Raw genomic sequence first — 17,561 nt, 5'->3', positions numbered from 1 at the left:
TTTTAACCCAAATCCCTAGCCCTGATGGAAGCGGCATCTCCCGATTTAGAAAAACAAGGCTTTTCAGCCGTAGTTTTTATTAATTGGGAATACAGCGGACAGCAGGAAATAGCTCCAAAAAAAAGCCATTTAACCTAAAATGACTATAAATTAAGTTTTTGTTTTGTATTTTCATACTGCTTTAGTATCTTTCGAGTTGAATCTATTTAGAAACCTTACACATTGAAAAAATGTTAGAAGAAAAGAATGATAACCTGCCTGAAGCAGACGGAAAATTAGACAAAAATACTATTGAATCTAATTCATTAGAATCAAACGTTTTAGCAACTCACGCCACTGATCCAACAAATGAACCCGAAGCTGCTGTTCCCGCCGAAGAGAATGTAATAGCGCCAGAAACAGCAAATACAACTGCGCTTCATGCCATTACACAAACAAATGCAGCTGAAAGTGAAGACGAAACACTCAAAGAAAGTCACGATATTCCGATGCAGGATTATGATACCTTATCACTTGAAGTATTGGTCAACGAACTGAAAAATTTAGTTTCCAGCGACAAAATTTTGACTTTTAAGCAGCATATTGAAGAAATTAAAAAAGCATTTTTAGCTAAATACAACCACCTCCTCGAAGAAAAAAAAGAAGAATTTCTAGCAGAAAATCAAGACCCTAACGAAGAATTTCAATATCATTCTCCGTTGAAATCTCAATTTGATACTTATTACTCTCTTTTTAGAGATACTAAAAATACTCATTTCAAGAGCTTGCAAACGAATCTAAAAACAAATTTAGAAAATCGTTTGGCCATTGTTGAGGAATTAAAAGAGTTGATTAACCCTCAGGAAAACATCAAAGACACCTTAAAACATTTTAATGATTTAAGAGAACGATGGAAAACTGCCGGGCCAATTCCGAAGGACAAATACAACCACGTGTGGAATAACTTCCATTTTCATGTGGAAAATTTCTATGATTATCTGCATTTAGACCGGGAAGCGAGAGATTTGGATTTCAAACACAACTTAGAACAAAAACAAAAAATTGTAGCGCGTGTTGAAGAATTGGTTACTGAAGCTGATATTAACAAAGCCTTCAGAGAACTACAGGATTTACATCGAATCTGGAAGGAGGATATTGGACCGGTATCTAGAGAACATCGAGATGATATTTGGAATAAATTCAGTGATTTGACCAAGCAAATGCATGATAAACGAGAAGTTTTATTCGAAAATCAAAGAGGAACTGAACAAGAGAATTTAGAAAAGAAAAAAGAAATTATTGCTCAAATTGAAGTTTTGGCGACCGAGAAAGTGAATGCACATTCTCAATGGCTGGCTCAAATAGAAAAGGTAGAAGCCTTGAGAACTGCTTTCTTCTCTGCCGGAAAAGTGCCATCGGAGGTAAATGAGGATACTTGGGCCAGTTTTAAAACTGCTGTAAGAAATTTCAATTCTTTCAAAAATTCATTTTATAAAGACATTAAGAAAGACCAAAACGACAATTTAAGCAAGAAAACAGCTCTTGTAGCTAAAGCCAAAGAATTGCAGGAAAGCACTGATTTTGATGCTACAACTCCTATCATGAAACAAATTCAGGATGAATGGAAACAAATAGGGCATGTACCAAGAAAATATTCGGATAAAATATGGAAAGAGTTTAAGGATGCCTGCAATCATTATTTTGACAAATTAAAAGAGCAAAAAAATGAGGAAAATGGGGAAGAAGTAGCTGCTTTTGATGCTAAAAAAACCTACCTGGAAACCTTAAGAGAGTTCCAATTGATCGGAGACCATAAAACAGATTTAGACTCCATAAAATTGCATATTGAAACCTGGAAAAACTTTGGTAAAGTACCGTTCACAAGAAGACATATTGAGGGAAAATTTAACAAAATACTGGATGCCCTTTTTGAAAAATTAAGTTTGAGTAAAAAAGATACTGATATGTTGCGTTTCTCAAACAGAATGGATCATTTGTCAGAAAGCCATGATACGCGCAAATTAGATAATGAAAAGATTTTTGTAATGCGTAAAATTGATGAAGTTCAAAATGAAATTTTTCAATTGGAAAATAACATTCAGTTTTTTACCAATACCCGAAATGCAAAAAAAGAAAATTCCATCGTATTAGAAGTTCGTAAAAACATTGCTATTCATAAAGAGAGTCTTGATGTTTGGAAAGAAAAACTCAAACAATTACGAAACTTAAAAACCGAATAAATTTCAGCACATACTGGTGATCAAAACCTCGAGAATAAACTGCTCGAGGTTTTTTTATGGGGAGACACTACTTAGCTGATTTTAACATTTAACGTTCATTTATTAAAAAAAATTTCATAAAGTCAGTCTCATTTTTTATGTTTACAAAATGAAATGGATTCAGAAAACTGTCTTTTTTATTGGCTTTTCAATAGCTCTGTTATTTGCTTTTAATGCAAATGCTATTTCATTGGATTCAATTCAAACAGAAAAGTCACATTCATTCTTTTCTGCTGACAGCATTCATTCTTCAGCTTTTATTCAACCACAGGTACATACTGTATTTGCTTTACATGATCGTTCTATTGATCCTAACGTTAGTAATTTTTACGAAAATTACTTGGTAGCTGTTCCAAATTTTAAAGCCTCTAAGTACATTATTCATTTTGCAAAACAAGACATCAACCGTTGTGAAATGGTTTCGCTCTTACTCTTTCCTTTTCATTTTTTCTGGTAATTTAAAGCACTGAAACCCTAATTAGAAGATATATTTATCTTCTATTTTGAATTGATTCCTTTTTAGTTTTCAGTTCAATTAATCCTGCATTATAAATCTAAAAAAAATAAAAAAAATGGATACATCCGTAACTATAATTGGCCTGGTACTAACGTTAATAATCGCCATCCCCATTTTCTATTCCATTCGGTATAGTTCACTAAATAAAACAAAAATTAAATCAATAAAACAGAAATTCAGTCAAAACAATCGCTTTAATTTTGAGTTAATGGAAACACAAAACAAAAAAGTATTGGCTTTAGACCAAAAAAACAAAGGGTTTCTTTTGATGGATTTTAATGCTAAAGAAGAAGTTGTTTCTTTTGTAGATTTAAATACAATTCAATCCTGTAAACTGATTCCAACAACGGAGAATAACAGCGATACGATAGTAAAAATTGAATTTCAATTTCACTATAAAGAAGGTAAAAAAACAGACACCATTCCATTTTACACAATTGAGAATGATCAAATAGGTCAGGTTTGTTTGCACGAAGATCATCAAATAGCTAAAAAATGGATAAAAATGATTCAGGATTGCATTACTATTTAAAGAACAAATTTCTTTGTGAAGAGGCTTTAGAAGCCTCTTTTTTTTGTAAAAGTTTTTTTTCAATATGATAATTGTCATTTTAATATGTGAGCAGTCGCTTTACTTTTGACTAACTATAAATGATTTTGCCATGAAAAATTCCTTAATACAAAAATACAATGTTTCGGAACCAAAATACACCAGTTATCCTAATTAGGATGAAATGGATTTTTCAGAAGAAATTTTGAAGAAATCTTTCACAGAGAGCAATCGTTCTGAAGGTATCAGTTTGCATATCCATTTGCCTTTTAATACCAAAGAATATGAGCAAATGCGAACAATGTATCGTTAGAGAATTTAGCTCTTTAAAAACCTTAACAAAAGACGAATTACTAAAACTTTCTTATTGTAAAACCTCCCATAGTAGTAAAAAAGGAGCGGTTACATTTGAAGAGGGAGAGAATGTAAATGGTATTTACTGTCTAAAAGATGGTATTTGTATTCCAAAATCAGAAGTGATGGGATGCTTTGGCAAGAACAATCAGTTTTCGATGAATGTGATGAAAAGCATTTGCGGTGATCTAAAAGAAGCCGACGATCACATGGTGCATTTAGCCCAAAAAACAGTCAAGAGAAGATTAGCCGAGGCACTTCTCTATTTGCATGACACCTTTGGAAAAAACGAAGATAACTCCTTAAAAGTACAACTTTAGAGAAATGAACTAGCCAGCATGATTGGAACAGCCATTGAAAGCTGTATCCGTTTACTTTCGGATTTAAAAAAACTAGGATTGATTGAATTAACCGGTAAAAAAATCGTTTTAAAAAGACATCAATTCACTCAAAAAATTAGCTAATTAATTCCATTTGCTTTACTCTTTCTTGTTCATTACAAAATAATACACCGGAATTCCTAACGCCACAATGCACAATCCCAATCCCGTATTGAAGGTATCATAAATCAGTAAAGTCAGACAAATGGCTGATGTCACCACAATATAAAGTGCGGGTACAACCGGATATCCAAACGCTTTATAAGGCCTATCGGCATTGGGTTCTTTTTTTCTAAGAATGAAAACTCCCAGAATAGTCAGGATATAAAACAACAATGACGCAAAAGTAGCATAGGTTAATAAGTCCCCAAATTTTCCTGAAATACAAAGCATACAAGCCCAAATGCATTGCACCCACAATGCTTTGGCCGGAACCTGGTTTTTATTCAGTTCTGTAGCCTGTTTAAAAAAAAGTCCGTCTTTTGCCATAGCAAAAAATAATCGTCCTCCCGAAAGAATCAATCCGCTGTTGCATCCAAAAGTAGAAACCATAATCAATGCACCCATTACAAAAACGCCTACATTTCCCATAATCATACTTGCTGCGGCCGCTCCTACTCTATCATTACTGGCAAACATGATTCCGTTACTGGCAATATCAGCAGCGTTTGGAGCTCCCTGCATTGGCAATAAAGCCAAATACGCCAGATTTGCTAAAACATAAATAACAGTAACAATTAAGGTTCCAAGAAACAAACTACGGGGGATATTCTTTTTAGGTTCTTTAATTTCCCCTGCAATGAAAGTGACATTATTCCATGCATCACTAGAAAACAAGGAATTAATAATGGTAGCTCCTGCTGCTCCCAAAATAGCCATTCCTGCTAATTTTGTTACTGTAATTGTTCCGTCAGGATTGACTACCGTTTTGCTGGATTCCCACATAGTTGCGAAATTATTGGACAAAACATCCGTTTGCAGACCCACGTATAATCCTAAAATTATCAAGGCAAAAAGCGCTATTAATTTTGCCGAAGTAAAGAGCAACTGAACTGTTTTTCCGCTTTCTACTCCTTTGGTATTGATGTAGGTTAACAGGATTATACTAAAAATAGCCAATACTTTTTGATACGAAAAAATAAAATCAGTACCGACTGTAAAAAGAGTTTGATCTAAAACAGGAAAGAATATAGCGGCATAATTCGCAAAAGTAACCGCTATAGCCGCAATAACTCCCGTTTGAATTACTGTAAAAACAGTCCAACCATACAGGAAAGAAACCAATCGCCCATAAGCGCGTTGAATATACACAAATTGTCCGCCCGCATTAGGCATCATTCCTGCCAATTCTCCATAACTCAATGCCGCGGCAACCGTGATTAATCCCGTTACCAACCAAATAACTAATAACCAGGCAGCAGAACCAATATCTCTTGCCATGGCTGATGTTACAATGAAAATTCCGGATCCTATCATGGAACCGGCAACTAAACTCGTGGCATCGATTAATCCTAAAGAACGTTTTAACTCGGTTTTATTTTCTGGCATTGGATAATTTTATAAGTGATCCTAATTTAATTATTTAATAATAAACACTATAGTTTCTTCGCTTCTTCCCAAAAAACATCCATTTCAGCAAGTGTCATATCCATTAAAGGTTTTCCCAATTCTCCTGCTTTACTTTCCAAATATTGAAAGCGCTTGATAAATTTTTTATTGGTTCGTTCCAAAGCATCTTCTGGATTTACATTTAAAAATCGGGCATAATTGATCATTGAAAATAAAACATCCCCAAATTCGGCTTCAATTTTATCCTGATCTCCTGCTTCAACCTCAACGTGTAATTCGTCTAATTCTTCTTGAACCTTATCCCAAACCTGATGCGATTCTTCCCAATCAAAACCCACTCCTTTTACTTTCTCCTGGATTCGGCTTGCTTTTACTAATGCGGGTAAACTTCTTGGAACACCTTCCAGAACGGACTTTCTGCCTTCTTTGAGTTTTAGTTTTTCCCAGTTTTGTTTCACTTCTTCCTCGTCTTTTACCACCACATCACTGTAAATATGGGGATGACGGTGAATTAGCTTTTCACAAATTTCATTACACACATCAGCAATGTCAAAATCGTTCGTCTCGCTTCCTATTTTGGCATAAAAAACAATATGCAACAACAAATCACCCAATTCTTTTTTGACTTCGTTCAAATCATTGTCTAAAATAGCATCGCCTAATTCATAGGTTTCTTCAATGGTAAGATGGCGCAAGGTTTGCATAGTTTGCTTTTTGTCCCAAGGACATCTTTCACGCAAATCATCCATAATATCTAATACTCGTTCGAAAGCTTGCAGTTGGTTTTGTCTTGAATTCATTAGAGATAGTTTTTGGTAAAAATAAAAAAATCCTGTTCAGAAAAACAACTGAACAGGATTAAATAGTATTTTAAAATATGATTATTCTTTTTTAGCTTTTGCTTTTTTAGCAGGAGCGTTAACTTCCGCTACTGGAGTTTCTTCGGCTGCAACCTCTTCTGTCACTGCGGCAGCAGGAGCTTCATCAGTAACAAGTCCTTTTGCTTGAAGCATATTATACCAGTTCAGCACTTTTTTGATATCAGAAGGATATACTCTTTCTTCATCATAATCAGGTAAAACTTCTTTGAAATAAGCCATCAATGTAGTGTTGTCTTCTTTATGGGATATTGCCGCACCTTTGCTTTCTTTATCAGCAATTTTTTGCATGATTTCAGCTAAAGGTTTTTCGCCTTCATAGGTATAAATTGAAATTTCCGATAGTAAGCTTACATTGCTTTTCAAGTTTACGGTGATTTTTTTTCCATCCGCTAATGATTCTGCTACAAATCCGGTTCTTGTTTGCACTTTCAATACATATAAACCTGGTTTCCCAGAAATGGCTAATATTTTTTCTAAATTCATGTTATTGTGGAATTATTATTAAGAATTTGACTTATTTATTTTTATTTGAAACCAAAAATCATACCAAGCGAAGTTAAAAAGCTGTTTTATCTTCCTTTTTTGGCAAAGAATTTCATTCGGTAGTCTTGGAATGTTTTTCCCTCTAAAATGTTTTTCAGTTTCTTTTGAATCAATCGTTTTTTTAATGATGAAATTTTATCGGTGAATAAAATTCCTTCAATATGATCGTATTCATGTTGGATTACTCTGGCGATTAATCCGTCAAAAACTTCGGTTTTCATTACAAAATCCTCTTCGCAATACTCAATTGTTATGGTTGGATTTCTATAAACATCCTCTCTGACATCCGGAATACTCAGACAGCCTTCATTAAAACTCCATTCTTCACCTTCTTCTTGTATCATTTTTGCATTGATAAAGGTTTTTTTGAATCCTTTTAATTCTTTTTGTTCTGCATCTTCTAATTCCTCATCGTCGCTAAAAGGAGTCGTGTCGATTACAAATAAACGAAGCGCTAATCCTACTTGTGGCGCAGCAAGACCCACACCATAGGCATTATACATCGTTTCATACATATTGGCAATCGTTTCTTTCAAGTTTGGATGTTCTGGTGAAAGAACTTCCCCTGTTTTTCTTAAAACTGGATCACCATATCCTATAATTGGTAAAATCATTCGTGTTGTATTAAATATTAGCTATTAAAATCGAAATAAGTTCTCTTTTAATTCGGTCTGCAAAAATAGTAAAAAAATAGCCAATGAATAATGCTCTAATGATAATTCATCACTATTTAAAATTTAGGTTAAAAGACCGATAGTATTCCTTTGAAAAATTCCTACAATCCTTACCTTTGCAAGCAATACAATTGTATGATTCATAAAATCCAAAAATTTACCGATACGACGTATTTCACTAATGCCCTAAAAGTAACTATCGCCACTGTGATTCCGGTGATGCTGTTTTCTTTTTTTGGCAAATTCGAAGTAGGTTTTACAATAGCTCTTGGAGCCTTTTTTACTTATCCCAGTGACATTCCAAGTAGTCTGAAACATAAAGTCAACGGGATTCTTGTTGCCACCATTCTTGTTGCTTGTGTGAATTTGCTGGTAAATATAATTTATCCGTATTCTTGGATTTTTCATCCTTTTTTAGCCTTATTAGTTTTCCTGACATCCATGTTATCCGTTTACGGACAACGAGCTACAATGGTTTCTTTCTCCTCCCTGATTTCACTCTCCTTGACATTTTCTGATATAAATACCGGTTGGGCTATGGTACAACATTCCGGTTTGATTCTAGCAGGAGGATTATTCTACCTCGTTGTTTCCCTTATTTTTCACTACATCAGACCACATCGCTACATCGAATTACAAATTGCTGAATGCATCAAACTTACGGCTAAATATTTGAAACTAAGAGGAGATTTATGGACCATAGACGCCGATAAAAAAGCAATTATTGAAAAGCAGTTAAACCTTCAGGTCGAGTTGAACACCATTCATCAAAACATAAGAGAAGTATTGATTAACAGCCATATCAGCGCAGGTTCTTCTAATCAAAATCGAAAAATGTTGCTTGTATTTATAGCAATGGTAGAAATCCTTGAAGTGGCATTGTCTACAGCATTTGACCATGAAAAATTGCACCAAAAATTCGACAATCATCCAAGGGTCTTGCTGACGTATCAAAACTTAGCCTACAATTTGGCCGCAAGTTTGAAGCAATTATCCAAAAGTGTAAAAAAACGAACGAATTATATTCCAAAACACACATTGCTAAACGATTTGAACGCCTTACAGCTGGCAATCACTGATTATGAGAAGGATTTAGGAAAAAATTATGCCTCAGAAGGCGTTTTTATGCTTACCACTATGCTGGAATATGCGGAAAAGCAAGTCGAGAAAATAAAAATTGTAGAACGTGCTTTTACCTCAATTGTTAATTTACAGGATTTTACAGGAATCGATACCGATTTAGAAAAATTCTTAACGCCGCAGTATTATCCGTGGCGTACTTTGACAGAGAATCTGAGTTTTTCCTCCACTATTTTCAGGCATTCCTTACGATTAACAATAGCGCTATTAGTTGGTTTTATTATTGGAAAAATACTGCCTTTTCATAATGTATACTGGATTTTATTGACTATTATCGTTATCATGCGACCCGGTTACGGCTTGACTAAACAACGTTCTTTTCATAGAATTCTAGGTACTGTTTTAGGTGGATTAATTGCCTTTGGAATTCTTTTCTTTGTCAAAGACAACATTATAATCAGTATTCTTTCTATTCTTTGCATGCTTTTAGGATTATCTTTTACCCAAACAAATTACAAAGTCAGTGCCACATTTGTAACCATGTATGTTGTTTTTATTTATGGAATTGTGACTCCTAACATAGGGGATCTTGTTCAATTTAGAATACTGGACACCATTGTAGGTGCCGGTCTTGCTTTTTTGGCCAATCATTTTTTATGGCCTTCTTGGGAATTTTTAAACATGCCCATGCATTTAGAAAAATCCATCAATGCCAATCAAAATTACCTGAAGGAAATTTCAATTTTTTATAATAAAAAAGGAACCGTTTCTACATCGTACCGCTTGGCTCGTAAAAATGCTTTCATCGAGATTGGGAATTTAATGGCTTCTTTTCAGAGAATGGCACAAGAGCCTAAATCAAAACAAAAACAGCTGCCTAAAGTCTATAAACTAACGGTATTAAATCACTCTCTTCTCTCCTCATTAGCGTCTTTAGGAACTTACATTCAATCCCATAAAACAACCTCCGCATCTGAAGCATTCAATGTGGTGGTGGATACTGTGATTAGAAATCTGGATGAGGCTATTGCACTTTTGAAGGAAAATGATTTCAAGCTAAAAGAAAACCTTCCCAAAGAGGATTTAGCGCTACGTTTTACCGAATTGAAAAATATACGTGCCCGAGAATTGAAAGCAGGAATTCCTATTGATGAAAAGGCTTTTCAATTGAAAATGCAAGAAGCACAATTGGTAATCGAACAATTAATCTGGCTGACCAGTTTATCCGAAACTATTTTAAAAACCACAACAGCATTAAAGGAATCTTAACAAGAAAAGCGCTTGAACCAGATTCTTATCTAATTCAAACGCTTTTTATTTTTGTGCTGACTTTCTAATTATTCAGTTTTAGGACGGCAGCCGTTTCTTTTCTGATTTTCTCTAATAAAATTGGATCTTCATTGAGATTTTGACCATAAGAAGGAATCATGATTTTTAATTTCTCCTGCCACTCCGCCGTTTTAATTTCCTCTTTGAAACATCTTCCTATCAAATCTATCATAATAGAAACTGCTGTTGAAGCACCTGGAGAAGCCCCCAGCAAAACGGATAAAGATCCATCTGCAGTGGTAATTACTTCGGTACCAAACTCCAGTATGCCTCCTTCTTTTTCGTCTTTTTTTATCACTTGTACCCGTTGTCCGGCACGTTCAATTTTCCAGTCTTTGGATCGTGCCTTGGGAACATATTCTCTTAACGCATTAATTCGGTCTTTAGGGGATTGGCGCACTTGCTCAATTAAATATTTGGTAAGGGGTATATTCTTAATACCTGCGGCTAACATTGGAATAATATTATCTGATTTTATCGATAAAGGTAAATCTGAATAGGAGCCATTTTTTAAAAACCGAGTCGAAAAACCCGCAAAAGGACCAAAAAGCAATTGCTTTTCTCCATTTATCATTCGGGAATCAATATGTGGTACAGACATTGGTGGTGCTCCCACGCTTGCCTTACCATATACTTTAGCCTGATGTTTTGCAATCACTTCCGGATTTGTGCATTTTAGCCATTGTCCGCTCACTGGGAAGCCGCCATAGCCTTTGCCTTCGGGCACATTTGCTTTTTCTAATAATGGCAAGGAACCACCCCCAGCACCAATGAAAACAAAGTTAGAGTATGTTTTTCTCTTTTGACCGGAAGCTAAATCAGTGATTTTTATGCGCCATAACTTATCTTCTCGTTGTTTTAATTTTTGAACTTCGTGGTTATAATGAATGGTAACCCCATCTAGTTTTGCTAAATAACCAAAAATACTTCGGGTCAATTCTCCAAAATTTACATCTGTCCCAATTGCCATTGAACTGGCGGCCACTTTTTCGGTTTCTGATCTCCCTTCCATAACCAGCGGCATCCATTCTTTTAATTGTGCAAAATCAGTACTAAAAACCATTTGCTTAAAAAGAGGATTCAAATGCAACGCGTCAAATCTTTTTTTAAGATAAGCAACATTTTTTTCTCCCCATACAAAACTTATGTGGGGAATGCTTTTAATAAAATTTTCAGGAGAAGGAACTCTGTTTTCTTGAACGAGATATGCCCAGAACTGTCTGGAAACTTCGAAAGACTCCGCGATACTGATCGCTTTTTTTGGGCTGATGCTTCCATCAGGTCCTACGGGAGTGTAATTGAGTTCACAAAAAGCAGCATGTCCAGTTCCTGCATTATTCCATGCATCAGAGCTTTCAGCCGCCGCTCTATCTAATCGTTCGTAAATTTCAATTTTTATATCCGGTTGCAGTTCTTTTAGGATTAAGCCCAGCGTGGCGCTCATAATTCCAGCTCCAATAAGAACTACTTCACTATTTGTACGTATGGTTGTGTCAGGCATAACTAGATTTTAAAGTGCAAAGGTAAATGATATATTCACAAAAAAAAGCATAAATTTTACCTCAAAAGTTACATTTATCAAACCGTTTTAGCAAAAAAATAGCTTTTTTACACTGATTTTAAAATTTTTTCCTGGTCAAATAGTCCTGAAGCATAATCGTGGCCGATATTTCGTCAATAAGTGCTTTGTTTTGACGCTGTTTCTTACTCATGCCGCTATCTATCATGGATTGAAAAGCCATTTTTGAAGTAAACCGTTCATCAACCCGAATGACTTTCATCTCCGGAAAATGATTGGTAAAGTGCGTGACAAATCCTTTAATGATCGATGCACTTTCTGAGGGTTCGCCATTCATTTGTTTGGGTTCACCAATAAGAACGGCTTCTACTTTTTCTTTAGCAAAATAATCCTTCAAAAAAGCAATTGCAGTTGCCGATGGGATTGTGGTTAAACCCGAAGCTATAATTTGCATTTCATCAGTAACCGCTATTCCGGTTCGTTTTTGACCGTAGTCTATGGAGAGAATTCTAGGCATTTATAAGAAGTTTTACAAACATATTGAGCTTAATCGGCTAAATCCATAAAAAAAATCAGAATAATTAATTTTCATATTTTGAAATCACTTTATCAAGATAGGCATCAACTTAGTATATTGTATAAAGTTTTGCAGTACCATTATGATTTTTTTCTAGTGAAGCGTCTAATTTTTTTTTATTTCTAGTAAACGCCTCATCTTCCTGTACTATTTACTATTGTAAGTTCATCTGATGAAAAGAAACTCAATAACTCCAGAATTTTGGCTTTGATTTCGGGTTGAAATTCTAATCTAATGGTTTCCATACTATTTTTACTTAAAACGAATTCCTATGTTTCAAAATTGCCACAACTAAAACAGTTTCGTGTGCAACATCAACTTTAAAAACGATTGTATAACCTTTAAAAACATAATCTCTTGTGTTTTCATTATCAAAATAAATTGATTTTTTGAAAAGAAAAGGCTGCTGCATATCTTTTTTTATGTTTTTTATCAATGCAATTTTAAATTTTCTTGCAGTAAGCGGTTTGTCTTTTGAAATGAAATCAATTATAACATCTAAATCATGATTAAATTCGATAGTTAATTTAATCCTCATATTTTGATATCGTTTTTTCCAGCAAAATATCCAATTCCTCAAAAGTAGAATATACAGCAGTACCATTATCAATCTTATCAATCCTGGACTGAAGCATTCTTTTTTCTTCTTCAAAAATTGACCTTTCCTGAACTATTGTAAGTTCATCTGATGAAAAGGAACTCAATAACTCCAGAATTTTGGCTTTGATTTCGGGTTGAAATTCTAATCTAATGGTTTCCATAGTACCTACAATTTAAAGTACAAATATATAACATTTTCAAATTAATTTGACTTTTTGCTTTTAGTTAAAAACCCTATCTTTGTCAAAAATCTATCAAAAATGAATCCATTACAGCCGATTATAGAACAAGCTTGGGAAAACCGTGCTTTGTTACAAGAAACTACAACAACTGATGCTATCAGAGCAGTTATTGAATTATTAGATACCGGAAAATTACGTGTTGCTGAACCAGTTGGAGAGGGATGGCAAGTAAACGAATGGGTAAAAAAAGCAGTAGTAATGTATTTCCCTATTCAAAAAATGGAAACATTAGAGTCTGGAATTTTCGAATACCATGACAAAATGTTATTGAAAAGAGGCTATGCCGAGAAAGGAATTCGTGTTGTTCCTAACGCAGTAGCGCGTTACGGTGCTTATATTTCCAGTGGTGTTATCTTGATGCCAAGTTATGTAAACATTGGTGCTTATGTAGACGAAGGAACTATGGTAGACACATGGGCAACCGTAGGTAGTTGTGCTCAAATAGGTAAAAACGTACACTTAAGCGGTGGTGTAGGTATTGGTGGCGTACTTGAACCTTTGCAAGCGGCTCCTGTAATTATTGAAGACGGCGCTTTCATTGGTTCCCGATGTATCGTAGTTGAAGGGGTACATGTTGGGAAAGAAGCGGTACTTGGTGCCAATGTTTGCCTGACTGCCTCCACAAAAATTATTGATGTAACCGGAGAAACTCCCGTTGAAATGAAGGGATATGTTCCTGCCCGTTCCGTTGTGATTCCAGGAAGTTACACTAAGAAATTTCCAGCAGGAGACTTCCAGGTTCCTTGTGCTTTAATCATTGGAACTCGTAAACCTTCAACTGATTTAAAAACATCATTGAATAATGCTTTACGTGAATATGACGTAGCGGTTTAATCCGTATTCGTTTAAAAATCTTTATAAAAAGACCTATTGGATATTTCAATAATTATTGTCAATTACCGTGGTTGGAAAGCCTTAGACGAATGTTTAGAATCCATTGATACAATTATTTCGAAAACATTCTCATTCGAAGTCATCATTGTTGATAATTTTTCGAATGACGGACAATTCAACATTTTTAAACAAAAATATTCCAAGTTTACATTTATAGAAAACACTGGTAATAATGGTTTCTCAAATGGTTGCAACTTTGGTGCAAGCATTGCTACGGGAAACCATTTCCTTTTTTTAAATCCAGATACAAAACTTACTCTTGAAGCCCTTGAAACTCTTTTAGAAACGGCTGTTTCCCATCCAGAAATTGGAATTTTATCCTGTTTACAAATAAACGAAAACGAAGTTTTTTACAAACAAAACAATTTATTTCCGGCTTTAGGACGATTTTTCGGAGTGTCAAGATCTATTTTTAGAAAACTGAATAAGGCAAAATTAGAAAAACGTTTTAATAACAACAATGAGTTGTTTTACCCAGATTGGGTTACCGGAGCGGTCATTTTCATAAGCCGAGAATGGTTTAACAAAATTCAAGGCTGGAATGAAGATTTTTGGCTTTATTTTGAAGATGTTGCACTTTGTAAAAAAATTTCTGATACGGATGGAAAAGTTGCCGTTACCCGAAAAGCTACTATTTTCCATCAACATGGTGGTGCATCCCGATTAAACGTAAAGACAAAAGCACTCACGAAAACAGAAGTGATCATCTCAAAACACGTGTACATCAGCAGTCAATTTTCAACAGGAATACAACTCTATTTACATACATTATTAATTTTAGGAGTTCTTAGTGAGAAACTATTTTTGTCGCTTTTAAGCGTGTTTTTATTTTTTATTCCAAAATTGAAAGTGAATCGATTGATGCTTAAAAATTTATCCATTTATTATTTAAATGTCCTACGAAAACAAACCTGGATTAGTCCTCGTGCAATGAATTACTTGAAAACAAAAGCATAACTTTTCAAATTTACTTCAAATGAAAATACTTGTAATTCAACAAAAAATGATTGGAGATGTTTTAGTAAGCTCCATATTATGCAATAATTTGCGCAAAGCCTACCCAAAAGCGCAAATTGATTATATGGTTTACGAATCTACCATTGCTGTTTTACAAGGAAATACAAGTTTCGATAATCTCATCCTTTTCCAGGAAAAACATCAAAAAAGCAAATGGGAATATTTTAAATTATTGAAATCCATTCGAACTGAAAAATATGATATTATTATAGATGCGTATTCCAAATTAGAAAGCTGGCTTGTCGTATTGTTATCGGGTGCAAAACAAAAAATATCGTATTGGAAAAAAGGAAGAGACTTTCTTTATACGGATACGGTGATTAGAAAAAAAACGACCAATACCAATTTAGGTTTAATAATTGAACAGCGATTAGCATTGCTAAATCCTTTGCATCTGGATATTGAATTAGAAACATTTCCCAGAATTTATGTCACAAAAGTAGAGAATGATTTTGCTAGTTCACTTTTTGAATCTCACGGTATAGACCAATCTAAAAAAACAGTTATGGTCAGCATAATTGGAAGCAGTCCAGACAAAACCTATTCGTTGGAATATATGTCTCAATTAGTCGATTTTATTGCAGATAAGGAAGATGTGAATATTCTTTTTAATTATTTTCCAAAGCAAATTGAAGATGCAAAAACAATTTACAATGGGTGTAAAGAAAGTACTAGACAAAAAATTTATTTCTCCCTCTTAGGAAAAAACATTCGAGAGTTTATCGCCATCATGAATCATTGTGATATGATAATTGGCAACGATGGCGGGGCAATAAATATGGCAAAAGCATTAGAAAAACCCTCTTTTATAATTTTTTCGCCTTGGATTGACAAAAAAGGATGGGCCACATTTGAAGATGGAATTAATCATGTTTCTCTGCATTTACAAGAGTTTAAACCTGATTTATTTGAAGGCAAAACGGCTAAAATCATAAAAAAAGAAACCATTGCGTTTTACAAAGAGTTTACTCCCGAGTTGATTATTCCTGCTTTACATACTTTCTTGGAAACACATTTAGAATAATATTCTATTTTTGTAAAACATTCAAAAATTAATGAAATACAATCACAACACGAACATTTCAGTTTTAATAATTACATTAAACGAGGAAAATCAAATTAAGCCACTTTTGGTTGATTTAGATTTTGCTGATGAAATTATTGTTGTCGATTCATTCAGTACCGATAAAACAGAAGCTATTTGTAAATCATTTGAAAAGGTCACTTTCATTCAAAATAAATTCGAAAACTATTCTTCTCAAAGGAACTTTGCTATTTTACATGCAAAAAATGACTGGATTTTATTTTTGGATGCAGATGAAAGACTGACTCCTGCATTAAAGAATGAAATTATAGCCACAATAAAAACCAATGAAACCTTTTCGGCTTTTCTTTTCTATAGAACTTTTATGTTTGAAGGCAAAGTATTGCATTTCAGCGGGAATCAGAATGATAAAATATTTAGGCTTTTTAATAAAAATCAAGCTGAATATAACACAGACCGGCTTGTTCATGAAAAATTAAAAGTAAATGGAAAAATAGGTGTTCTAAAAAACAAACTGATTCATTATTCCTATGCTAATTTTCAAGCGTATAAATCGAAAACGATTCGGTACGGAGAATTCAAAGCACAGGAGAAGTTTTTAAAAAAGCAAAAGCCTTCGGTTTTATTACATTTTTTGCATCCTGCATATAATTTTTTGTTCAATTACATTATCCGATTAGGATTTCTTGACGGAAAAAAAGGCTTGATTATTTGCTATTTAAACGCAAATTCAATTCACATCCGATATCAAGAATTAGAACAACTTTGGAAAAGACAACAACAGTTATCTCCAAAACAATAATTTCTTTTTACGAGCAATTTTTCTATGAAATTTCATTTGAAAATCATTGGTATAAAAGCACATTTTTACAAAAACTTTATCGTATTTCTTATTGTAAAGTTTGGCATATTCATCACTCATTATTGCCAGCATTTCTTTTTTTGGCGTAAGCCTGTTGAAATTTTTCATGCGTAGCTCGAAGTCCATAAACTGATGGAAATTCATTCTATTTAAATCAACTAGGTAGAAACTATAGCTTCCATCATCTGCTTTTTTAATCAAAGTATTTCCTGGAGAATGATCTAAAAACTCAATTCCTTTTTGATGTAAATCAAATGTAAATCGGGTAAACTGCCGCAAGATATTCTCATGATCCGGATAATCAGGTTGCAGCACTAATTCTCTGAAAGTTAACTCTGCCTGAAGATGCTCACTGATATAAAAACTTTCTTGTAATCCCAACAAAGTGAAATTTTCAGCACAAGCTATAGGTTGTGGCGTACCAATTCCCTTTTCTAATAAAATAGCTGCATATTCGAAAGAACGTCTGGCTTTAGATTTTCTGAAATATTTGTAGGCAATTTTATTGATCAGATTTGGGGTTTTGAAAGATTTGATATTTATCGTTTTCCCTTCTAATTCAAAAAGTTTTATTTTGTTTCGCACTCCGTCACCAAAAAGAATTCCTTTTGAATTGAAGCTTTCAATGATATCAATTAACACCTTTTGATTGGTTATCAATGACGTATTA

At 34.0% G+C, this 17,561-nt stretch carries 17 protein-coding genes and 2 pseudogenes; 10 read left to right on the top strand and 9 right to left on the bottom strand.

From position 1 onward, the window contains the following. Nucleotides 1-230 precede the first annotated feature (230 nt). The 5 genes and pseudogenes from EKL96_RS07885 (at nt 231) to EKL96_RS07865 (ending at nt 4,147) form a co-directional block, all read left to right on the top strand. Complete coding sequence (locus EKL96_RS07885) at nt 231-2,219, top strand: DUF349 domain-containing protein (RefSeq protein ID WP_126460512.1); 1,989 nt, start codon at nt 231-233, stop codon at nt 2,217-2,219. A 148-nt stretch (nt 2,220-2,367) separates the two neighbouring features. Then, complete coding sequence (locus EKL96_RS07880) at nt 2,368-2,715, top strand: hypothetical protein (RefSeq protein ID WP_126460509.1); 348 nt, start codon at nt 2,368-2,370, stop codon at nt 2,713-2,715. A 115-nt stretch (nt 2,716-2,830) separates the two neighbouring features. After that, nucleotides 2,831-3,307 (top strand): hypothetical protein, encoded by a 477-nt coding sequence (locus tag EKL96_RS07875; protein ID WP_126460506.1) that lies wholly within the window; start codon nt 2,831-2,833, stop codon nt 3,305-3,307. A gap of 130 nt (nt 3,308-3,437) precedes the next feature. After that, nucleotides 3,438-3,596: pseudogene (locus EKL96_RS14430) on the top strand (coproporphyrinogen III oxidase); the annotation flags it as partial. Between the two features lie 13 nt (nt 3,597-3,609). Continuing rightward, nucleotides 3,610-4,147 (top strand): annotated as a pseudogene (locus EKL96_RS07865) (Crp/Fnr family transcriptional regulator). Nucleotides 4,148-4,158: 11 nt separating this feature from the next. Here the strand turns inward: EKL96_RS07865 and EKL96_RS07860 are convergent. The 4 genes from EKL96_RS07860 to def all read right to left on the bottom strand — a co-directional run bounded on the left by EKL96_RS07860 (nt 4,159) and on the right by def (nt 7,666). Next, nucleotides 4,159-5,607, bottom strand: coding sequence for an APC family permease (locus EKL96_RS07860; protein WP_126460503.1), 1,449 nt, complete (start codon nt 5,605-5,607; stop codon nt 4,159-4,161). A gap of 47 nt (nt 5,608-5,654) precedes the next feature. Next, a complete protein-coding gene (gene mazG, locus EKL96_RS07855) occupies nt 5,655-6,428 on the bottom strand; it encodes a nucleoside triphosphate pyrophosphohydrolase (protein ID WP_126460500.1) in 774 nt (257 codons plus the stop codon). Between the two features lie 81 nt (nt 6,429-6,509). Beyond that, complete coding sequence (locus EKL96_RS07850) at nt 6,510-6,992, bottom strand: DUF5606 domain-containing protein (RefSeq protein WP_126460497.1); 483 nt, start codon at nt 6,990-6,992, stop codon at nt 6,510-6,512. An 86-nt stretch (nt 6,993-7,078) separates the two neighbouring features. Further along, nucleotides 7,079-7,666 carry a peptide deformylase gene (def, locus tag EKL96_RS07845; RefSeq protein WP_126460494.1) on the bottom strand — a complete coding sequence of 196 codons (588 nt, stop codon included), beginning with the start codon at nt 7,664-7,666 and terminating at the stop codon, nt 7,079-7,081. A gap of 195 nt (nt 7,667-7,861) precedes the next feature. On the opposite strand from def, the gene EKL96_RS07840 reads away from it, so the two are divergent. After that, complete coding sequence (locus EKL96_RS07840) at nt 7,862-10,075, top strand: FUSC family protein (RefSeq protein WP_126460491.1); 2,214 nt, start codon at nt 7,862-7,864, stop codon at nt 10,073-10,075. 64 nt (nt 10,076-10,139) lie between these two features. Here the strand turns inward: EKL96_RS07840 and EKL96_RS07835 are convergent, their stop codons facing one another. From EKL96_RS07835 to EKL96_RS07815, 4 genes are all read right to left on the bottom strand, one after another. Then, the gene (locus EKL96_RS07835; protein WP_126460488.1) at nt 10,140-11,636 is read right to left on the bottom strand and encodes a malate:quinone oxidoreductase; all 1,497 of its coding nucleotides are present in this window, start codon (nt 11,634-11,636) and stop codon (nt 10,140-10,142) included. 118 nt (nt 11,637-11,754) lie between these two features. Continuing rightward, the gene (ruvX, locus tag EKL96_RS07830; protein ID WP_126460485.1) at nt 11,755-12,171 is read right to left on the bottom strand and encodes a Holliday junction resolvase RuvX; all 417 of its coding nucleotides are present in this window, start codon (nt 12,169-12,171) and stop codon (nt 11,755-11,757) included. Nucleotides 12,172-12,487: 316 nt separating this feature from the next. After that, entirely contained in the window at nt 12,488-12,769 is a 282-nt protein-coding gene (locus EKL96_RS07820) for a type II toxin-antitoxin system RelE/ParE family toxin (protein WP_126460482.1), read from the bottom strand. Next, nucleotides 12,759-12,992: a hypothetical protein gene (locus EKL96_RS07815; RefSeq protein WP_126460479.1), complete on the bottom strand. Its 234-nt coding sequence runs from the start codon at nt 12,990-12,992 to the stop codon at nt 12,759-12,761. The genes EKL96_RS07820 and EKL96_RS07815 overlap by 11 nt, the downstream gene beginning before the upstream one ends. A gap of 99 nt (nt 12,993-13,091) precedes the next feature. Here EKL96_RS07815 and EKL96_RS07810 point away from each other — a divergent pair, with 99 nt between their 5' ends. Genes EKL96_RS07810 through EKL96_RS07795 form a run of 4 tightly spaced genes read left to right on the top strand, consistent with a single transcriptional unit; the run spans nt 13,092 to nt 16,831 of the window. Further along, the gene (locus EKL96_RS07810) at nt 13,092-13,907 is read left to right on the top strand and encodes a 2,3,4,5-tetrahydropyridine-2,6-dicarboxylate N-succinyltransferase (RefSeq protein ID WP_126460476.1); all 816 of its coding nucleotides are present in this window, start codon (nt 13,092-13,094) and stop codon (nt 13,905-13,907) included. A 36-nt stretch (nt 13,908-13,943) separates the two neighbouring features. Beyond that, nucleotides 13,944-14,924 (top strand): glycosyltransferase, encoded by a 981-nt coding sequence (locus EKL96_RS07805; RefSeq protein ID WP_126460473.1) that lies wholly within the window; start codon nt 13,944-13,946, stop codon nt 14,922-14,924. Nucleotides 14,925-14,943: 19 nt separating this feature from the next. Next, the gene (locus EKL96_RS07800) at nt 14,944-16,008 is read left to right on the top strand and encodes a glycosyltransferase family 9 protein (protein ID WP_233579278.1); all 1,065 of its coding nucleotides are present in this window, start codon (nt 14,944-14,946) and stop codon (nt 16,006-16,008) included. Nucleotides 16,009-16,039: 31 nt separating this feature from the next. Further along, the gene (locus EKL96_RS07795) at nt 16,040-16,831 is read left to right on the top strand and encodes a glycosyltransferase family 2 protein (RefSeq protein WP_126460470.1); all 792 of its coding nucleotides are present in this window, start codon (nt 16,040-16,042) and stop codon (nt 16,829-16,831) included. Here EKL96_RS07795 and EKL96_RS07790 read toward each other — a convergent pair. Continuing rightward, nucleotides 16,814-17,551, bottom strand: a complete 738-nt coding sequence (locus EKL96_RS07790) for a lipopolysaccharide kinase InaA family protein (protein ID WP_410503641.1) — start codon at nt 17,549-17,551, stop codon at nt 16,814-16,816. The two genes, EKL96_RS07795 and EKL96_RS07790, sit on opposite strands and share 18 nt — an antisense overlap. Nucleotides 17,552-17,561: the final 10 nt, after the last annotated feature.

Source organism: Flavobacterium sp. LS1R10, from assembly GCF_003968825.1.
Classification (GTDB): Bacteria; Bacteroidota; Bacteroidia; order Flavobacteriales; family Flavobacteriaceae; genus Flavobacterium.
Note: the sequence above shows the minus strand (reverse complement) of the source record. Positions and strands in the feature narration are given on the sequence as shown.

Excerpts from the sequence above, each read along its gene's own strand:
- EKL96_RS07810 (WP_126460476.1), top strand. The coding sequence starts at position 13,092 with ATGAATCCATTACAGCCGATTATAGAACAAGCTTGGGAAAACCGTGCT.
- mazG (WP_126460500.1), bottom strand. The coding sequence starts at position 6,428 with ATGAATTCAAGACAAAACCAACTGCAAGCTTTCGAACGAGTATTAGAT.
- EKL96_RS07880 (WP_126460509.1), top strand. The coding sequence starts at position 2,368 with ATGAAATGGATTCAGAAAACTGTCTTTTTTATTGGCTTTTCAATAGCT.
- EKL96_RS07800 (WP_233579278.1), top strand. The coding sequence starts at position 14,944 with ATGAAAATACTTGTAATTCAACAAAAAATGATTGGAGATGTTTTAGTA.
- ruvX (WP_126460485.1), bottom strand. The coding sequence starts at position 12,171 with ATGCCTAGAATTCTCTCCATAGACTACGGTCAAAAACGAACCGGAATA.
- EKL96_RS07875 (WP_126460506.1), top strand. The coding sequence starts at position 2,831 with ATGGATACATCCGTAACTATAATTGGCCTGGTACTAACGTTAATAATC.
- EKL96_RS07820 (WP_126460482.1), bottom strand. The coding sequence starts at position 12,769 with ATGAGGATTAAATTAACTATCGAATTTAATCATGATTTAGATGTTATA.
- EKL96_RS07860 (WP_126460503.1), bottom strand. The coding sequence starts at position 5,607 with ATGCCAGAAAATAAAACCGAGTTAAAACGTTCTTTAGGATTAATCGAT.
- def (WP_126460494.1), bottom strand. The coding sequence starts at position 7,666 with ATGATTTTACCAATTATAGGATATGGTGATCCAGTTTTAAGAAAAACA.
- EKL96_RS07835 (WP_126460488.1), bottom strand. The coding sequence starts at position 11,636 with ATGCCTGACACAACCATACGTACAAATAGTGAAGTAGTTCTTATTGGA.
- EKL96_RS07815 (WP_126460479.1), bottom strand. The coding sequence starts at position 12,992 with ATGGAAACCATTAGATTAGAATTTCAACCCGAAATCAAAGCCAAAATT.
- EKL96_RS07885 (WP_126460512.1), top strand. The coding sequence starts at position 231 with ATGTTAGAAGAAAAGAATGATAACCTGCCTGAAGCAGACGGAAAATTA.
- EKL96_RS07840 (WP_126460491.1), top strand. The coding sequence starts at position 7,862 with ATGATTCATAAAATCCAAAAATTTACCGATACGACGTATTTCACTAAT.
- EKL96_RS07850 (WP_126460497.1), bottom strand. The coding sequence starts at position 6,992 with ATGAATTTAGAAAAAATATTAGCCATTTCTGGGAAACCAGGTTTATAT.
- EKL96_RS07795 (WP_126460470.1), top strand. The coding sequence starts at position 16,040 with ATGAAATACAATCACAACACGAACATTTCAGTTTTAATAATTACATTA.